The organism is Pseudoalteromonas ulvae UL12 (assembly GCF_014925405.1).
GTDB classification, from domain to species: domain Bacteria; phylum Pseudomonadota; class Gammaproteobacteria; order Enterobacterales; family Alteromonadaceae; genus Pseudoalteromonas; species Pseudoalteromonas ulvae.
Map to the genome: position 1 here is coordinate 380,020 of NZ_AQHJ01000028.1, position 17,394 is coordinate 397,413.

The following is a 17,394-nucleotide window of genomic DNA, read 5'->3' on the forward strand; positions in this document are numbered from 1 at the left end:
GGGTGTATATGTCTTACCACGTTCATCAAGTTAATTGGCTAAATAGTCAAAAAGAACTTAAGGCGATACGTGAAAAAGTCTTTGTGTGTGAATACCACATTCCCAAAAATGTTGAATTCGATACTCTCGATAGCTTAGCAAGACATATTATTTTAAAAAATGAACATGAAGCGGTCATAGCAACCGGCCGCTTAAGTGATGACGGTTTAATGAGCCGCGTCGCTGTGTTGGCCAGCCACAGAAATCAACAAGTGTACAAGATGGTCTTTAGTTTTTTGGTTGAATTAGCTAAAAAACAAGGAATTGAAAAAGTGTCGTTTAATTGTATTTTGCAAGAAACCGATAAATTTTTAAATGCGGGGTTTGAGGCGCAAGGCCATGTGTTTATGGAAGCCGGGATCCCAAGGCTACGCTTGAGTTGTCCCGTTTCCAATTTTAACCCTGAACCATTTACGCTGGTTCATTAGTCCACAGTTCATCTTTTTCAAAAAATTCATACAAACCGTGTGCACGATTGACCAATAAGTTTGCAAAATCGAGCTGTGTTTGCTCTTTTATTCCGCTTTGAACAATTTCATCTGCTTTTAACTGCCATTGAAAAGAAAAATGACGAATTGCGTCGCGCGCTGTTGCAGCAACAGATGCTTCAACATGGTCAGTTGGTAAGCGGCCCGAAATTACCCAGTAAGACTTGCCATTTTGCGATTTAATTTTCCACACTGCAAAAAATGGTGCTAAATAACGGCTTTCTTTGTCAAACACTGATTGAGGAATGATCCCCTTCGATGCTAAGTGTTTTTGTGAATTTTCGAATGTGTCACGTTGCCACTGGGCAATTTGTTGCTCTGTTGGCTCGGTAGTTGTATTTGTTTGTTCCATTATTACTTCTCCAAATGGTTTGCGCTTACTCTATGATGTTATCAGGCTGTTATCAAGTATTTACCCCGAATCTCAGCCGCAAAGCATTGTAACGCTTAAAATTTACCCTACTTTAACTAAAAGCTGCTATTTTCTTGCTCTAAAAAGCGTAATTCATCCGAGGTCGATACCCTTGCGAGTGCTTCATTACGGTGAGGATAGCGGTTAAATCGTAGCAAGATATCTCGATGGGCATGTTCGAATGATGCCTGTTCGCTCCCCTGAAATAAACGCAATGCAATATCATGAATGAGCAAACTTTCACTGTGCATAAATGGCAAGTACATAAAGGTACGCTCAGAATCATTTAATCTTTTATCAAAGCCTTTTTCAATCGCAAAATGGCTTAACGTCAATGCCTGTGGATCGCAGGCAAACGCCTCAGCTTTGCCACGAAAAATATTACGGCTGAACTGATCAAGGATGATGATTTCACATAAACTACCTAGTGCACTATCACGCCAGTGGTGCAGCTCGCCATTTCTAGCCGCTTGATGGTATGAATAAAAACGCTCTGTAATCATTTGATCGAATTCATCTGATTTTTGAAACCAGTCCGAGGGCTGACACTCTTCAAACCAAAACCTATAAATAGGATGATAATCCATGGGTGTCTCCTTTTATTGCCCAAGTACTTTGGCAGGATCTATTCGGCTTGCCTGCCAAGCCGGATAAATGGTCGCAATGCACGTCATACATGTTGTCACCGCTAAGGTGACAAACACATCACCCACTACCAATTTTGAAGGTAAAAACTCCACAAAGTACGCACCAGCCAAAACATTAGTGCCACTAAACTGATTCCACCACAAAAATAAATCAGGGATCCAAATAGCCAACACCACCCCGAAAATTGTACCAAAACCCATCCCGATCAGTGCCTGCGATAACCCTTGATAAATAAAGGTACTGATAATCACGCTATCTGTGGCGCCCATGGTTTTTAAAATAGCAATATTGGCCTGTTTCTCTTTCACTTCCATCACTAACGTCGAGACAATATTGAAACTCGCGACCGCAATAATCAAAAACACCACTAGATAAATAATGGTCCGAACCATTTGAATATCTTGATACAGGTTTCCTTGACTTCGAAACCACGTATTGACATAAACATAGTCGCTTAACTTTGCTCCCGCTGACATCGCAATTTTATTTGCCGAAAACACATCCAAAACGGCCATGCGTAAACCACTCACCTCATCAGCTTGATAACCCAGTATCTGTTGTGCCTGCGATAAATGGATCAGTGCGCTGCTGTGATCAACCGGTCCGCCCATTTCGATTAAACCAACGAGGGTTAAGCGCTGTTTTTTGGCCGCCGATAAACTGTTATCTTTGGTCAAATCAGGCAGTAAAAAGGTGACGGTTTCCCCTATTTCAACGCCAAGTTGTTTGGCTACTTGCTGACCTAGAATCACCTGCCCATCGGAGAGTTCATTGAGCGCAGCAGCAGAGATAAAATCAGATATTTTCGAGACCTTGATTTCGTGCTCTGGCATAATGGCGCGGATTTCGACCGCTTTGAGTTGCGTTTTAAACTGCGCCATCCCGTTTAATTTAATCACTGGCGCTGCAGCACTGACCCCAGGTTGCGTTTCTAATAATGCCACTTTTTGCGGCCAATGCTTGATTGGTTGCTCCGGTGCATCATATTCAACATGGGGGATCACAGACAATAAACGCTCCTCAAGTTGCTGCTGAAAACCATTGAAAACCGAAAGCGCCACAATTAAGACAGTGATCCCTAATGCAATACCTGTACTGGATGCTTTACCAATAAATCCGATAAACCCGTTTGCATGTTTGGCTTGTCTAAAACGACGACTGAGAAAATAACTGAGTCTCACGCTGACCTCACCTGCTGATGAAATTTCAGCTTTCCTTCATCTAAATAAGCACTTTTATTTAATTTTGCCGCTAATTCAAGATCATGTGTAACAACAATAAAACTTGTTTTTAATGTCTGATTCAACTCATGGATCAGCTGGTAAATATTAAGGGCATTTTGCTTATCAAGGTTTCCTGTAGGTTCATCAGCAAGCACTAAGGCAGGCTCATTGACTAGTGCACGGGCAATGGCCACTCGCTGTCGCTCTCCACCTGATAATTCCCAAGGTTTATGATTGAGCCGATGACTTAACCCCACTTTTTCTAACATCGCAGCGGCTTTTTGATGTGCTTGTTTAGCAGCCATTCCAGCGATTAAAAGTGGCATTGCGGTATTCTCTAAAGCGGTGAATTCCATCAATAAATGATGGAATTGATAAATAAAGCCCAAATGCTGGTTACGAAACATCGCCTGTTCTTTACGAGATAACGCAGCGATGTCTTGTTCTAAAATCATCATTTTACCGCTGCTCGCCTGATCAAGCGTCCCCAAGATATGAAGTAAGGTACTTTTACCAGAGCCTGAGCTGCCAACAATCGCTAACATCTCACCTTGCTCTAGCTGTAAATCGACCCCATTGAGCACATCAGTACTGAGTGCCCCATCTTGATAGACTTTGCCTATTTGTTGGCAATTAACGACTAATTTATTCATATCTTAATACCTCTGCTGGGCGAATTGCGGCGGCTTTTGCTGCGGGATATAATGTGGCGATAAAACTCATCGCGATGCTACTGGTGAAAATGAGTGTTAATTGCATCGGTTCAAAAAGGACAGGTAACGCCGCCCCTCCTAAAAAATGTAAGCCGACCGCAGCTAAAATCTCATTGATATTGGCGGCAAATAATACACCTAAACTGGCCCCAATGACGGTGCCAAGCACCCCATTATATAAACCTTGTACAATAAACACCTGCTGGATTTTAGCGGGAGTTAACCCTAATGTTTGTAAGATTGCCACTTCTGATTGTTTTTCCCCCACCATCATGATGAGTGCTGAAACAATATTAAATACAGCCACTAAGATAATTAATCCCAATAACAGCGACATAATGCGTTTTTCCATTGCGACAGCGCTAAACAAAGTGCCTTGTGTTGCCCGCCAATCCGTTGTTGTAAATTGGCTAAAGTGAATGTGGTAATCGTTTAATATTTCATCGATTAAAAACGCATCATTAAGCTCAAAGGCTATTTCAGGGACTTTCTCTGGTGATGTTTTCAGTAACCGAGATACAAATTCCCCCCGTGTAAAAGCTAGTGCTGTATCCACTTCAGAGCCTGTCGAAAATGTAGCAACTAAGGTGAAAAGCCGTTGGCTGGGCACACGTCCAACTGGGGTAAAACTCGAGGCTGCAGGCACAATCACTCGAACTTGATCGCCAACTCTCAGTTGTAATTTATTTGCCAAGTATTGGCTCATCGCAATGCTATAACGAGTGGAAAACAAGCGTTGCCACTGCCCTTGAGTCATTTTATCTTGCAGCGCGGTGAACTGTTCAGTCAAAAACACACCTTGCAATAGAATTGGCCTAATTTCAGCGCTGGTTTGTAATAGCGCTTCGGCTTTTACATAAGGCGTAATATGGTTAATGCGCGGATCGGACTGAAACTGAAGTGCAAATTGCTCAACATCTTCAAGTGTATGGTTTTGATTTTCTAAACTAATGTGAGGGATATACCCTAACATACTTTTTTTGAGCTTATCTTCAAAGCCATTCATAACAGAAATGACTGTAATCAATGCAATCAAACCCAGTGTGATACCCGTTATCGAGAAGAAAGAAATAAACGAAATAAACGCATTGCCTTTGGCTGCTCGACTGTAACGAAGCCCAATAAACAAACTAACCGGTTGATACATCAATAAGTTCCTGCATGACACACTGCCAACAAATGTATTGGGATTCTAACACTAAAATCATTCATGTCTGTGCGACCGAGCAACATATTTATGTAAATATTTGTTAGGTTTAGCAGCTTTTAGCGTCAATTGGGCGACTCATCGCCTAGAATGTGCTTAACAGATCTGATCAGTGAAAAAAAAGCCCCTTATTCCCGCCCAAGGCTACCATCACACTGATAGGGTGTTAAAATGCGCCAGATTTTATCTTTCGAGGTTTTAACATTGTCTTTTCAACGCTTTGCTCATATGAATGTTAAAGGGGATTTATTTGGCGGTGTCACCACTGCAATCATCTCGTTGCCATTAGCCCTTGCATTTGGTGTCGCCTCGGGCGCAGGAGCCGAAGCAGGTATTTGGGGTGCCATTCTTGTTGGCTTGTTTGCAGCATTGTTTGGTGGCTCGACCTCGTTGATTTCTGAACCCACCGGTCCGATGACGGTCATTATGACTGCCGTGTTAACCACTATGGTCGCAAAATACCCCGAACAAGGCGCAGCTATTGCTTTTACTGTCGTCATGTTGGCTGGTGCGTTTCAAATGTTGCTTGGCGCATTAAAGCTTGGGAAATATGTCACCTTGATGCCGTACAGTGTTATTTCAGGGTTTATGTCAGGCATTGGTGTTATTTTAATTATTCTCCAATTAGCGCCATTGTTAGGCCATGCCGCACCAAACGGCGGTGTAATCGGTACCATTTCTCATCTGCCTGAGCTCATTTTAGACCTTCATTTTGCTGAGCTATTCCTAGGCATTCTAACCCTAGGTATTTTATTTTATTTACCTGAAAAATATCGTCGCTTTGCCCCGCCCCAGCTGGTTGCTTTAGTGGCTGTGACCTTAATTTCTATCGTGTTATTTGATCAAGACAGTATTCGCCGAATTGGTGAAATCCCAAGCAGCCTGCCCGCATTAGTTTTACCTACTTTTTCTTGGGATTTACTCACCAGTATGCTAATCGATGCTTTGGTGTTAGGCACCCTTGGCTGCATTGATACTTTGTTAACGGCTGTGATTGCCGACAGCTTGACCCGTACAGAGCATGACTCCAATAAAGAATTAATTGGCCAAGGGGCTGCGAATATGATTTCGGGGCTATTTGGTGCGCTGCCTGGTGCAGGTGCAACAATGGGTACTGTGGTCAATATTCAAGTAGGTGCTCGCTCGCCTCTATCCGGTATCATTCGCGCCCTGATCTTAATGCTTGTGGTATTTGTTGCGGGTAATTTGACCCAACCTATTCCGATGGCAGCGTTAGCAGGTATTGCGGTTTATGTCGGTTTTAATATTTTGGATTGGAGCTTTTTACATCGCGCCCACAAAGTCAGTCTGCAGCAAACGTTCATTATGTACGGTGTGATGTTATTGACTGTTTTTATCGACTTAATTGTTGCGGTAGGTTTAGGGGTCTTTATTTCTAATATACTGGTGATTGAGCGCCTAAGCCGAGAACAAGCTAAAAATGTCCGCGCCATCAGTGATGCCGATGACGATGATGTGCCATTAACCAAGCAAGAACGGCAATTACTCGACCAAGCCAATGGGCAAGTGCTGTTTTTCTATTTGTCTGGCCCGATGATCTTTAGTGTATCAAAAGCGATTTCTCGTCAACATACCTCTGTCAGTCAATACCAAGTCATGATTTTAGACCTAAGTGATGTACCAATGATCGACGTGACGGTTGGCTTAGCCCTTGAAAATGCCATCAAAGATGCCATCGATGCTGATTGTGATGTCATCATCTATTCGCCCAATACCGATGCAAACGATAAATTGGCACGCCTTGGAATTAATGAATTAATACCGGATAATCAATTTGCTAAAGATCGAGTATCCGCGCTTAATCATGCGCTTGCCATCATTGAAATCCACAATGAATCAGAAGAAAGCCGAGGGGATGTTGATCTTTCGTGATGATTTTTGCAGCGAATTGTTGAGCAGTATTTGCTTAGAATGCTAGGCTACACACTACTCGCCGCGATAAATACGCTTTTATCTCGAACAAAATTTAACCACGAAAGATCAACTGCCCCTAAGCAAACAGATAGACTAAACACATCCATCAGGTGGGATTTTCACTTGATTTATCGACACATTGCGCGTTAATGTGACGACAATTAAATGTTGTGAGTAAACGAATATGAAGTTGTTCTGTCTTTGCTTATTGTTATATTCAGCTGTGTGCTCAAGTCAAACTGTGACCTTTGTTGCAGAGGAGCTGCCAACATTTCATTATTTTAATCAAAATAATCAGCCAGAGGGTGCGTTAGTCGATGTCATACATGCTATCGCGCAGCGGACTGATCTCACTATTCGTATCGAACTAATGCCATTTGCACGGGCATACCACCAAACTCAAATTCAACCCGAAACCTTAATGTTTTCCTTATTACGTACACCCGGCAGAGAGCAGCAATTTAAATGGCTTGGACAAACCTACCAAACCACCGCATTTTTAGTTGGCTTGAAAACAAACACTGAAAAACTGGATTCACTTGATCACGCAAAAAAAAGAACCGTGGGTACTATTCGTGGGTATTACAGTGAGACATTTTTAAAACAACAAGGCTTTACAGAAGAACACAACCTAGTATTGAGTGTTAATTTTGATCAGATGTGGCACTTATTGTTTAAAGAACGCATCGATTATGTATTAACGAATAATATAGCCCTAAAGCGCGAGCTCGCCAGTGCTAACTTGCCACCTGAAGCCGTGGAGCAAAAATTAGCAATCCAAGACTTTCCGCATGATTTGTATATCGCAGCTCACGCAGATATCGACCCCAAGGTTGCAGAACAAATTATTAACGCACTGGCACTCATTAAACAAAATGGTGAATACCAGCGGATTTTGACTCGCTGGGGCTTAGCCTACCCAACGTTTACAGTTGCACATTAACCGCCGCTCTACCTCTTAAAATCATCACAATCAAAGAATGCCTAGGGGCTGTTGATCTTTCATGGTTAAATTTTGTTCGGGATAAAAGCGTATTTATCGCGACGAGCAGTGTGTAGCCTAGTCATTCTAAGCAAATACTGCTCAACAAAGAGAAATACGCTTTTAGTCGAACCCTTCGGGCAGCGTTTGTTGGGTATTTCTACTGCGTTATCGCTTTTTCGTGTAGCTCGCTACACCACAAAAGCGCTGCCTTGTATAAATACCCAACAATTCGCTGCAAAAATAATCACGAAAGATCAGCAGCCCCTAGTGATTGTTAGCGTTAATTGATTAATATTCCCCCATCCACTGTTACTCTCCCGCTTTTTTGTGCTGATTTATCGAGAATGATTTTGATTTTTTCCTAATAAAGGTAGTATCTAGACCCAAACACAGTAAATGGATTGAAACATGGATAAAACAAACAACGTAAAGCCAAGTTTAGTCAATCGTTTTTTAAACTCGATTGAACGTTTGGGCAACGCATTGCCTGATCCGGCAATGATATTTTTAATGGCGATGCTGCTCATTTGGGTGTTGTCAGCGCTATTTGCAAACACACAATTCGATGCTATCGACCCGCGTACTGGTGCACCGATTGTGATTCATAATTTACTCAGTGGTGATGCACTCGCCGGATTTTTAGCCTCACTGGTTAAAACCTTTACTACCTTCGCGCCTTTAGGTGTAGTGTTGGTCGCGATGTTAGGTGTCGGTGTGGCAGAGCATTCTGGCTTTATCAATACTGGCTTAAAACTGATGCTTAAGCGCACGCCAAAGTTTTTACTTACGCCTTCAATCATTTTAATTGCCATTGTCAGCCATACAGCCACCGATGCGGGCTATGTTTTGGTTATTCCACTTGCGGGCGTGATTTTTTATGCCATGGGCCGTCACCCTCTTGCGGGGATCGCGGCGGCTTTTGCTGGGGTCAGTGGTGGTTTTGGGGCAAACTTTATTCCTTCAGGGATTGATCCGTTATTACAAAGCTTTACCCAAAGTGCTGCACGAATTATTGATCCAGAAATCGTGGTGAATCCACTTAATAACTGGTTTTTTGCTTCTGCGTCGAGCTTATTTATCGTATTACTCGGTTGGTACATTACCGATAAAATTATTGAGCCACGCCTGGCCAATACCAAAGTGGATGGTGATACCAATGAGCTGCCCTCTTTTGATGAAGCCACACCTAAAGAGAAAAAAGGCTTTGTAATAGCAGCCTCTGTGATGCTCGCTGGGGTGGCGTTACTCGCTTATACCTCATCATTACCAAATTCACCTTTGCGGAGTCCATCGGGTTCGCTAACAGAATTCACCGCTCCATTGATGCAATCGATTGTGCCGCTCATCTTCCTTCTATTTTGGATCCCAGGTGCTGTATATGGTTTTGTTACAGGCACTTTCACCTCCAGTAAAGACATGATTGATGCGATGAGTAAGTCAATGTCTTCAATGGCTTATTACATTGTAATGGCTTTTTTCTGTGCTTTATTTATTGCTGCTTTTTCAAGTTCTAACTTGGGAGCGTTAATGGCCATTGAAGGAGCTGAAGTGTTAAAAGCGCTTGCTTTACCAAGTACAGTCACCATAGTGGGCATTATTTTCTTAACCGCTTTTGTGAACCTATTTGTCGGCTCAAGCTCTGCCAAATGGGCTTTACTAGGGCCAATTTTTGTTCCAATGCTGATGCAATTGGGTATATCCCCTGATTTGTCACAAGCGGCTTACCGTGTCGGTGACTCAAGCTCAAACATCATTACGCCATTGATGCCATATTTCCCATTAGTCGTGGTGTATTGTCAAAAATACGTTAAAGACACTGGGATTGGCACGCTTATCGCGTTAATGCTGCCCTTCTCTATCGCCTTTTTGATTGGCTGGACGTGTTTCTTATTAGCATATTGGGCAATAGGCGCACCACTTGGTCTGCAAGCGAGTTACACTTATTAAAAGCGTTTAAGATATTAAACAGGCTGTCCCTGCTGACAGCCTGTTTATTGCCTAGCATCGAGTGTTCATTTCAACTATCCACCAACCCGATTGATTTTTCACCTGCCATATTTACATTGTGTTACAGTCGAATATTGCTTCTATCACGCTTTAACGATACCGTTTAGCGACTCCATTATTTAGGTTCATCTGGATGCCGTTTTTTATCCGTCTGATCAGTATCATTATTAGTGTAAGTGCCCTCACGCCCGCATATGCAATCGATTCAGCGTTCAAACGTTTTGAATTTGTCTGCGAATCAAACGCATCTGATTGTTTAGTTGAGCAGCAAAATTTCTTAAGCACCTTAGAGCCGCTGAGCCCCAAATGGTATGAAACTAAACTCACGATGTTAGAGTTATTATTTCAATTGCATCAATACGAGGCGCTCTATAATGAGGTGAGCGAGATTGTCAAACAACCCGAGTTACCAAAGGCATTTTTAACTCAAGTCGAAATTTATTTAGCCAAATGCCTTTATCAGATGGGAAAAAACGCTGAAGCATCAAACATTTTGAATCACGCGATAATGCAGTTAGAAGGGCTGAATAATCAATTACCTGATCCGACTCGTTTAATTGATATTGCCAATTTACTACACGTAAACGGTGAACCCCAGCGTGCATTTCGAATTCTAATCCGTTTAGAAACTCAGTTAGGAAAACGTTACGAGCCGGTGTTTAACCGCGAGTTGTACGCTAATTTAGCGCAAGCAGTTACGCAGTTACAAGATCGAGAGCTTGCGGTTGATTATTATACGCAAGCCTTATATTGGGCAAAGTTGGCAGGTGATAAACAACAGGTTGCCGTTATTCAAGCGAACATTGGTATGATGTATTTACATTTACAGGCTTATCGCTCCGCTGCTGATGCATTTTATATTGCAGTTAAAATTGCTAACGACGCGCAAGATTTGCCCAATCGCGCCGTCTATCAATTACGTCTGGTAGAATCGCTGCTTGCACAGTCAGAGTTTGAACAAGCCCACTCACAGTTTGCCTTGATTAATGCTGAGCACCTGCCCACATTTAGGCATGAGTTATATCGCACTTTAAAACAAGACATTGCCAAGCAGTCGCGTCTGATAAATTAATTCGACTTAGTGCCAAAAATTTTATCGCCTGCATCACCCAGCCCAGGAATAATATATCCTTGCTCATTCAAGTGGCTATCAATGGCGGCGCAATAAATACTCACATCGGGATGAGTGTGCTGCATATTCTTCAAGCCTTCTGGTGCTGCCACTAACACGAGCGCTTTAATATCTGTACATCCGGCCTCTTTTAAAAGCTGCACTGTGGCAATCATCGAGCCTGCGGTTGCGAGCATCGGATCGATAATCAATGCGCTACGATTAGCCATATTGGAAACAATACGGTCGAAATAAGGAACTGGTGTTAGTGTTTCTTCATCACGGTAGAGCCCAACGACACTGATTTTGGCTGCAGGAACCATAGACAAGACACCATCAAGCATCCCCACTCCTGCACGCAATATTGGCACCACGGTGAGCTTTTTGCCTGCAATTCTTTGCCCATTCATTTGACCATTCCAGCCACTGAATGAATAACGCTCTAAAGGCAGAGATTTTGTCGCTTCATAAGTCAGCAGAGCAGCGATTTCATTACTGAGCTGGCGAAATTCACGCGAGCTCAGTTTAGCTTGGCGCAGCAATGCCATTTTGTGATGAATTAACGGATGGTCAATTGCTTCAATAGTCATAATTTTTTCCTTGAACGGATCGTTAGCGGGGTGATAATAAACCAAACACCAGTAATGTTTGGGCTAAATAATAACTGCCAAGTACAATACTGTGGCTGATAGGCCATGCTTTTACAAAGCGAGAAAAGCCCAGTACCGAGTCCGAAAATATAAAGTACAGCGCACCAATCAAACATAAATATTGAGATGATGAATGGCCCTCAGCCATGGCAAAGCTGCCTGCACTGAGCACCATAAGTTGTAAAACGAGTCCATATGCAACAACCGGAATTTGTAATTGCCCCGCTTTTGGTAAAACGACATATAAATAACCTGAGCCCACCAGCATTAGGCCAATTAATAGTCCTAAATGAATTGTGAGCGGGGCTGCGTACAAAAATGCACTGATATACAAGACATGAGCAATAAAAAAACTAATTAAACCGGCCAAAAAACGATCTGAGCGCAGCATTAAAAAAATATCGCCCAATAAGCTAAAAACTAAAGCAAAAATCACCAATGCGGTAAACATATCAAACGCTGGCCAAGTTAAGTATTGAGCGAGGAAAATTATACTCATAGTGGTGGCAGGTTTGAGCAGATAACTGGCCTGCCAGACGCGATAATAGTCTGCAATAATATGGGCGAGCGCAAGTGCGGTAATAATGTAAAGTATCGTGGTCATAGTGGCTGTTTATTTTTATAAAAAACAATCATACCAAACTTTGTCGATGACCCAATAAAAAAGCGGCCTAGTCGGCCGCTTTTTCATCTTTTATGCGTTTTTATTAAAAACGATACGAGACTGAGCTGTAATAGAAACGACCTAAATTGTCATAACTGGCACTACCCGCCCCAGTGCCAGTTGTAACACCTGGCAAATCGCGATCAAAAACATTATCAACGCCAACAGACACACTTACCCCAGAATCAAATGCGTACGCAACACTGATATCTGAGACAAAATAACTGCCGTAATACATGATGTCGGAAGGATCTGGGTTCGTTATTAAGTCTTGTTGATTATATAAATCCACATCACTTAGGTAACGGGTTTTCCAATTGGCTGTCCATTCATCTTGTTGATATTCCACACTGAAGTTTTGCTGCCACTTGGCTTCGCCTACAGTGCCGGCATTTTCTTCAAAATCATGTGGATTATCTTGGAATGAATACGTTTTACGTGATTTTAAATACGTACCTACCAATTTAGTTTTAAAATTACCAGCCAGAGCTTCAAAATCATAACCTATCTCAAAGTCTATCCCGCTGGCATTTTGTGCTGCGACATTTTGGCTAATGGAAGTAATTAGTTTTAGCTCATGATTGTTAGGATCACGCTCAATCAACTGACAAAATTGATTGTCGATACCCGTTGATGAATCAACACAACGATCAAGAATATTTTGCGCTGATACACTTGAAATAGCATCGTCAATTTCGATTGACCAGTAATCAAGCGTGAGCACAAAACCATCAACCATTTGTGGCTCGTATACCAAACCAACAGTAAAGCTAGTTGACTCTTCAGGTTGCAAGTCTGGATTGCCTCCGCTTAATCCTTCAATGCTCGACGCAGTGGCGGTCGGATCAAAATCCGCAGGGATCCCAAGCGCGGCACAGTTTTGTACACGAATCGCAGATTGTGCATATTGCGCACTACACGGATCGTCCACACGGAAATACGTTTGGTTTTGCGGGCCAAATAACTCACCAATATTAGGCGCTCTGAGTGCGATTGAATACGTGCTTCTTACACGCACTTCTTCATCAATCGTCCAGTCAAGACCTGTCTTCCAGCTTGTTGCATCACCAATTGAACTGTAATCAGCATAGCGAATTGCAAAATCAAAAACTAAATCTTGAATCAAAAACTGATCAGCAATCAAAGGCACAGTAAATTCTGCGAAAATTTCTTTGACATTAAACTTGCCGTGCTCTTCTTGTAAAGAGTTTAAGAATGTAGCACCTGTCGCTGCAAATTCATCTGGCACACTGTCGCTTTGCTCTTTACGATATTCGATACCCGCGGCAAAACCTACTACACCAGCAGGTAAATCAAACAAGGCACTGTTAGAAACACTGGCATTGAATACTTGCTGCGTAATGGTTGATTCAGAGATTGAAGTAGTATTAAACCATTGCTTCGCTTGCTCATTGACGGCACCGTGACCAAAAATACTCGTTGGTACACAGCCCGCGGCACGTGCTTGCTCATCACGGCAAACCGCTTGACCGTCCACTAAAATAGCATCAATGCTTTGTGCAAAGTTTTTACGGATTAAATTATTGTAATTTGTTTGCTCAAGGGTCGTTTCACCGTGCACAAAATAAGTATCAAATCCCCAATCGTCATTTAAATAACCATCAAAGCCGCTCACGAATCGCACTGTTTCGCGCTCATTTTTTTCTAAGCGACGCCCTGCATCTTTATTAAAACGATGTACATAAATGGCTTCTTGCTGATTTTGTTGCATCAGGGTGCGTAAGCTGTCATCAATATAAGCATTATCCGCAGTAATGGTCAGTGCTGAGCCGTATTCAAAAAATGATGGTTGACCTTCACTGTTTGCTTGGCTATTGACGTATTTTGCATCTGCATAAAATTGCACATCATCGTTGATGTCGTAATTTGTTTTAATGCTAATGTTGTAGCGGTCAAAATCAGGCTGAAGATCGTTATACTCTTTTAAGTTCAACAATTCACAGTTAGTACAACGACCCCATTCACCGTATGTCGTGCCTAAATTTTGTGGTCGGACAGATCCATCAGGATTAAAGATGTACCAATTAATCCCATCTTCTTGTGAAAGATAAAAATTACCTGCAATTGAGCTATCAAACCAACCAGTATTGGCCACAGTGATGCGATCTGGAATACCATCATGAATGGTTTGGCCATTTTCATCTTTAGTATCGCCATCTGCTGGGTTTCTGACTGCCATATAAGGCGTACGAGTCAAATCACGCTCTGTCGCATTGAGTGCATTTTGGCTCGATAGCTCAAACGCAATGGCCGCATTACCACGCCCTTCGGCATAATCGGCTCCATAAGAAAAGCTCAATTTGCTATTCTTGTACGGGTTATCTTCTGCCTTGCCAGCTGTAAGGCTAACATCAAGTCCTGTGATGTCTTTTTTAAGCCTAAAGTTCACCACACCCGTTACCGCATCGGCACCGTATACTGCCGATGCTCCACCCGTAATGATTTCAACTGAATCAACCCAAGCTGTCGGAATGGTATTGGTATCGACCGATGCAGAACCTGCACTACTTGATACATGGCGTTTGCCATCAATCAAAACCAGTGTTCTATTTGCACCCATACCACGCAAATCGAGTAAATTAAGCCCTGCTGTGCCAATATAATTGCCAGAGTTAGCCAGTGAATAGGTATTTGCTAATGAAGGCAGTTCATTTAGAGCCTCACCAATATTCATCGCTCCGGTTGATAATAGTTCTTTACCACTGATTGATGTGACTGGAGATGGCGCAATTGCACCTTCACGAAGAATGCGTGATCCTGTGACTTGAACTCGCTCAATAGTAGCCTCGGCTTCAGCCGCGATGACCTGTGTGCTGAATGTAGAAATAATGGCACTTGAAGCCAAACCCAAAGTGACAGCGCGCGCCAGTAAATTAACTTGCAACATATTACCTCATAAAAATTACAATAGTTAACAAATATGAATGAAAGCGTTAAGCTTTTAACTCATTAGATATCAGTTAGATAGTATTTAAATACCAACCAATTACCTTACATGAAAATGCAATTTAGCTAGATAAAAATGCAACTTTTTTTACGCTTGTCACATCGGTTCGAATAAAAAAAGATCAAGTGGCGTAATAAACAATCAGTTTCATCTGCGAGCGTCGCCTAATATAGGATTATTAATACCTTGCTCAATGGCAACATTTGACTGTGAGGCCAGCCATCTAAGTCACCTAATTTTTAACAATTCAATATTATTGATGGCTGACAAGAGCAAAAATAGCCGCGAAATAAGCGGCTATTTTGAATAAAAAGGAGGCAATAAAGCGCAGGAACAGCAACAGGACAGGTTATTTATTAACAATTGCTCCTATAACAGTACAGGTTAATTCAAACCTGTTCAGCCCTTCAAACCTGAGCTAAATAACTGACATGTTTGTGAAATGAATTGTTCTAACTCATCCTCTGGCAATGCTGGCTGCCAACGGATCGCTTGATCCCAAAAAGTGAGTTTCTTAATGCCACCGAAAAATAAGGAGGCAATAAAACGCGGATCATAGTCTCCAAGTGCACCGGCTTCTTTAGCCTGAGTGAACCATACTTGTAAGCCCACTTCACAATTTTTGAATTGTTCATCTAATTTTTTTGCACGGCTTTGGCTGCGCATTGATTCAATGATGACAATTTTTGATAAGCGCAGGTAATCTTGATCAGCACTCAATGAGACTGACAAGTGTGCCAATTGTTTTAGTTGCACCCCAATATCAAGCTCAGCGTCATACGCCACGCAACATAAACTCTCAATCCGTGCTAATAATAGTGACACCACCGCATCAAAGAGTGCATCTTTAGATGAATAATGCTTATATAGTGTTCGTTTTGATACGTTTGCCCGTTTGGCGATAGCTTCCATCGTAGTTGCTACCATGCCTTTTTGTGCAAACTCAGTGATTGCAGCACATAACACATCGTTATGTTTATCTATACTTCTAACCATTATCGCCCCCAGATGAACTACGGGAGAAGTATAACTAATTTTATAAAAATAAGTCAGTAAAAAGTACACGCTATCGTTTACCTTATTAAATAATAGGTATACACTTGCGTTTACTTTTAAATTATCAACGATCCTTTGTAAGCTGGAGCTTTTAAAAATGACACGTTTTTCGTCCCTTTGGCCCACCTCTTTATTAGCTGTTTCAGTCTTGAGCCTGCTGACAGCTTGTTCTGAAAAACAACCTGATGCAGCCGCACACGCGATGCCACCGGCCATGGTCTCTGTGTTGTCAGTTCAACCAACGACTGCTGAGTTTTCGATTGAACTTCCGGCCACCTTGTCTGGTTCAAAAGAAGTCGAAGTCAGAGCCCGTGTAGCTGGCATTTTAGAGTCACGTAACTTCTCAGAAGGTGAAAAAGTCCAAAAGGGGCAATCGCTTTTCACCCTTGATTTGCAACCTTTTTTACTAGACGAATCCCTGAATGAAGCACAACTTCAGGCTGCGCAAGCTCGTCTTGATCAAGCCAATCGTGAAGTAAACCGCCTACAAACATTACGTAAAGAGCGCTCAGTTTCACAAAGAGATTACGATAATGCCGTCTCCGAACGTGAGATAGCACAAGCCGAGCTAAAATCGAGTCAGACACGCTTAAAAGAAGCGCAACTGAATTTACAATATGCCCGCGTTGAATCCCCTGTCAGTGGAGTGCTGGGCAGAGAGTTTGTCTCTGAAGGGACATACGTGCCCGGCCCCGAATTATTACTCACGCAAATTACGCAACTTGACCCGATCCGTTTACGCTTTGGTTTATCTGAGCGAGAACAACTCGGTATGCGAGAAGATGTCGCTGCTGGGCAGTTAATTTTGCCAGAAAATGGCCATTGGACCACGCACATTAAACTACAAAGTGGCCGCATGTACCCGCTTGCAGGTTCAGTCAACTTTAGTGACGTGCGCATTAATCCTTCGACTGGTACCAGTGAAATGCAAGCCATTATGCCGAATCCTGATTACCAATTACGCCCAGGACAGTTTGTGACTGTCATTTTAAGTGGCGCTAAACGCGACAATGCGATTGTGGTGCCGCAACGTGCCGTTTTAGATAATGGCATGGGAAAATTTGTTTACCGTATGCTTAAAAATGATCAAGGACACACAATTGCCAGCCCCACTCCTGTGGAGATTGGTGAGTGGACAGCACAAAGCCAAACGGGCGATAGTGGCAATTTCTGGATTATTCGAAAAGGACTAAACGCAGGTGATCAGGTCATCGTTGATGGGATGGCTCGAATCTTTTTCCCTGGTATGCCAGTAGCATTAGCTGCTGACACCGCAGCGAAGGAATAA

At 42.5% G+C, this 17,394-nt stretch carries 15 protein-coding genes; 6 read left to right on the top strand and 9 right to left on the bottom strand.

Annotated elements, in window-relative coordinates; all coding sequences use genetic code 11:
• Positions 1–8 precede the first annotated feature (8 nt).
• The gene (locus tag PULV_RS12070) at positions 9–467 is read left to right on the top strand and encodes a GNAT family N-acetyltransferase (protein WP_086745203.1); all 459 of its coding nucleotides are present in this window, start codon (positions 9–11) and stop codon (positions 465–467) included.
• Here PULV_RS12070 and PULV_RS12075 read toward each other — a convergent pair.
• The 5 genes from PULV_RS12075 to PULV_RS12095 all read right to left on the bottom strand — a co-directional run bounded on the left by PULV_RS12075 (position 451) and on the right by PULV_RS12095 (position 4,670).
• On the bottom strand, positions 451–879 hold the full coding sequence (locus PULV_RS12075) for a DUF4826 family protein (RefSeq protein WP_193331834.1): 429 nt from the start codon (positions 877–879) through the stop codon (positions 451–453). The two genes, PULV_RS12070 and PULV_RS12075, sit on opposite strands and share 17 nt — an antisense overlap.
• A gap of 116 nt (positions 880–995) precedes the next feature.
• Positions 996–1,526, bottom strand: a complete 531-nt coding sequence (locus tag PULV_RS12080; RefSeq protein ID WP_193331835.1) for a DUF924 family protein — start codon at positions 1,524–1,526, stop codon at positions 996–998.
• A gap of 12 nt (positions 1,527–1,538) precedes the next feature.
• Entirely contained in the window at positions 1,539–2,768 is a 1,230-nt protein-coding gene (locus PULV_RS12085) for a lipoprotein-releasing ABC transporter permease subunit (protein ID WP_193331836.1), read from the bottom strand.
• Complete coding sequence (gene lolD / locus PULV_RS12090; RefSeq protein ID WP_193331837.1) at positions 2,765–3,463, bottom strand: lipoprotein-releasing ABC transporter ATP-binding protein LolD; 699 nt, start codon at positions 3,461–3,463, stop codon at positions 2,765–2,767. The genes PULV_RS12085 and lolD overlap by 4 nt, the downstream gene beginning before the upstream one ends.
• Positions 3,456–4,670, bottom strand: a complete 1,215-nt coding sequence (locus tag PULV_RS12095; protein ID WP_193331838.1) for a lipoprotein-releasing ABC transporter permease subunit — start codon at positions 4,668–4,670, stop codon at positions 3,456–3,458. The genes lolD and PULV_RS12095 overlap by 8 nt, the downstream gene beginning before the upstream one ends.
• 288 nt (positions 4,671–4,958) lie before the next feature.
• Between PULV_RS12095 and PULV_RS12100 the strand changes: the two genes are divergently transcribed.
• From PULV_RS12100 to PULV_RS12115, 4 genes are all read left to right on the top strand, one after another.
• The gene (locus PULV_RS12100) at positions 4,959–6,623 is read left to right on the top strand and encodes a SulP family inorganic anion transporter (protein ID WP_405127491.1); all 1,665 of its coding nucleotides are present in this window, start codon (positions 4,959–4,961) and stop codon (positions 6,621–6,623) included.
• 226 nt (positions 6,624–6,849) lie between these two features.
• The gene (locus PULV_RS12105) at positions 6,850–7,608 is read left to right on the top strand and encodes a substrate-binding periplasmic protein (RefSeq protein WP_193331840.1); all 759 of its coding nucleotides are present in this window, start codon (positions 6,850–6,852) and stop codon (positions 7,606–7,608) included.
• A 450-nt stretch (positions 7,609–8,058) separates the two neighbouring features.
• Positions 8,059–9,597: an AbgT family transporter gene (locus PULV_RS12110; protein ID WP_193331841.1), complete on the top strand. Its 1,539-nt coding sequence runs from the start codon at positions 8,059–8,061 to the stop codon at positions 9,595–9,597.
• 193 nt (positions 9,598–9,790) lie between these two features.
• Positions 9,791–10,729: a tetratricopeptide repeat protein gene (locus tag PULV_RS12115; RefSeq protein WP_193331842.1), complete on the top strand. Its 939-nt coding sequence runs from the start codon at positions 9,791–9,793 to the stop codon at positions 10,727–10,729.
• Here PULV_RS12115 and upp read toward each other — a convergent pair.
• The 4 genes from upp to PULV_RS12135 form a co-directional block, all read right to left on the bottom strand.
• Positions 10,726–11,358, bottom strand: a complete 633-nt coding sequence (upp, locus tag PULV_RS12120) for a uracil phosphoribosyltransferase (RefSeq protein ID WP_086745213.1) — start codon at positions 11,356–11,358, stop codon at positions 10,726–10,728. The genes PULV_RS12115 and upp overlap by 4 nt on opposite strands.
• A gap of 22 nt (positions 11,359–11,380) precedes the next feature.
• The gene (locus tag PULV_RS12125; protein ID WP_193331843.1) at positions 11,381–12,022 is read right to left on the bottom strand and encodes a lysoplasmalogenase; all 642 of its coding nucleotides are present in this window, start codon (positions 12,020–12,022) and stop codon (positions 11,381–11,383) included.
• A 103-nt stretch (positions 12,023–12,125) separates the two neighbouring features.
• The gene (locus tag PULV_RS12130; protein ID WP_193331844.1) at positions 12,126–14,990 is read right to left on the bottom strand and encodes a TonB-dependent receptor; all 2,865 of its coding nucleotides are present in this window, start codon (positions 14,988–14,990) and stop codon (positions 12,126–12,128) included.
• A 459-nt stretch (positions 14,991–15,449) separates the two neighbouring features.
• On the bottom strand, positions 15,450–16,046 hold the full coding sequence (locus PULV_RS12135; protein ID WP_086745216.1) for a TetR/AcrR family transcriptional regulator: 597 nt from the start codon (positions 16,044–16,046) through the stop codon (positions 15,450–15,452).
• A 157-nt stretch (positions 16,047–16,203) separates the two neighbouring features.
• Between PULV_RS12135 and PULV_RS12140 the strand changes: the two genes are divergently transcribed.
• Positions 16,204–17,394, top strand: coding sequence for an efflux RND transporter periplasmic adaptor subunit (locus PULV_RS12140; protein WP_086745217.1), 1,191 nt, complete (start codon positions 16,204–16,206; stop codon positions 17,392–17,394).

What these genes read in the sequence shown, in the direction of transcription:
- PULV_RS12125 (WP_193331843.1), bottom strand. Translation starts at nt 12,022, where the DNA reads ATGACCACGATACTTTACATTATTACCGCACTTGCGCTCGCCCATATT.
- PULV_RS12135 (WP_086745216.1), bottom strand. Translation starts at nt 16,046, where the DNA reads ATGGTTAGAAGTATAGATAAACATAACGATGTGTTATGTGCTGCAATC.
- PULV_RS12075 (WP_193331834.1), bottom strand. Translation starts at nt 879, where the DNA reads ATGGAACAAACAAATACAACTACCGAGCCAACAGAGCAACAAATTGCC.
- PULV_RS12115 (WP_193331842.1), top strand. Translation starts at nt 9,791, where the DNA reads ATGCCGTTTTTTATCCGTCTGATCAGTATCATTATTAGTGTAAGTGCC.
- PULV_RS12100 (WP_405127491.1), top strand. Translation starts at nt 4,959, where the DNA reads ATGAATGTTAAAGGGGATTTATTTGGCGGTGTCACCACTGCAATCATC.
- PULV_RS12080 (WP_193331835.1), bottom strand. Translation starts at nt 1,526, where the DNA reads ATGGATTATCATCCTATTTATAGGTTTTGGTTTGAAGAGTGTCAGCCC.
- upp (WP_086745213.1), bottom strand. Translation starts at nt 11,358, where the DNA reads ATGACTATTGAAGCAATTGACCATCCGTTAATTCATCACAAAATGGCA.
- PULV_RS12140 (WP_086745217.1), top strand. Translation starts at nt 16,204, where the DNA reads ATGACACGTTTTTCGTCCCTTTGGCCCACCTCTTTATTAGCTGTTTCA.
- PULV_RS12130 (WP_193331844.1), bottom strand. Translation starts at nt 14,990, where the DNA reads ATGTTGCAAGTTAATTTACTGGCGCGCGCTGTCACTTTGGGTTTGGCT.
- lolD (WP_193331837.1), bottom strand. Translation starts at nt 3,463, where the DNA reads ATGAATAAATTAGTCGTTAATTGCCAACAAATAGGCAAAGTCTATCAA.
- PULV_RS12105 (WP_193331840.1), top strand. Translation starts at nt 6,850, where the DNA reads ATGAAGTTGTTCTGTCTTTGCTTATTGTTATATTCAGCTGTGTGCTCA.
- PULV_RS12070 (WP_086745203.1), top strand. Translation starts at nt 9, where the DNA reads ATGTCTTACCACGTTCATCAAGTTAATTGGCTAAATAGTCAAAAAGAA.
- PULV_RS12095 (WP_193331838.1), bottom strand. Translation starts at nt 4,670, where the DNA reads ATGTATCAACCGGTTAGTTTGTTTATTGGGCTTCGTTACAGTCGAGCA.
- PULV_RS12110 (WP_193331841.1), top strand. Translation starts at nt 8,059, where the DNA reads ATGGATAAAACAAACAACGTAAAGCCAAGTTTAGTCAATCGTTTTTTA.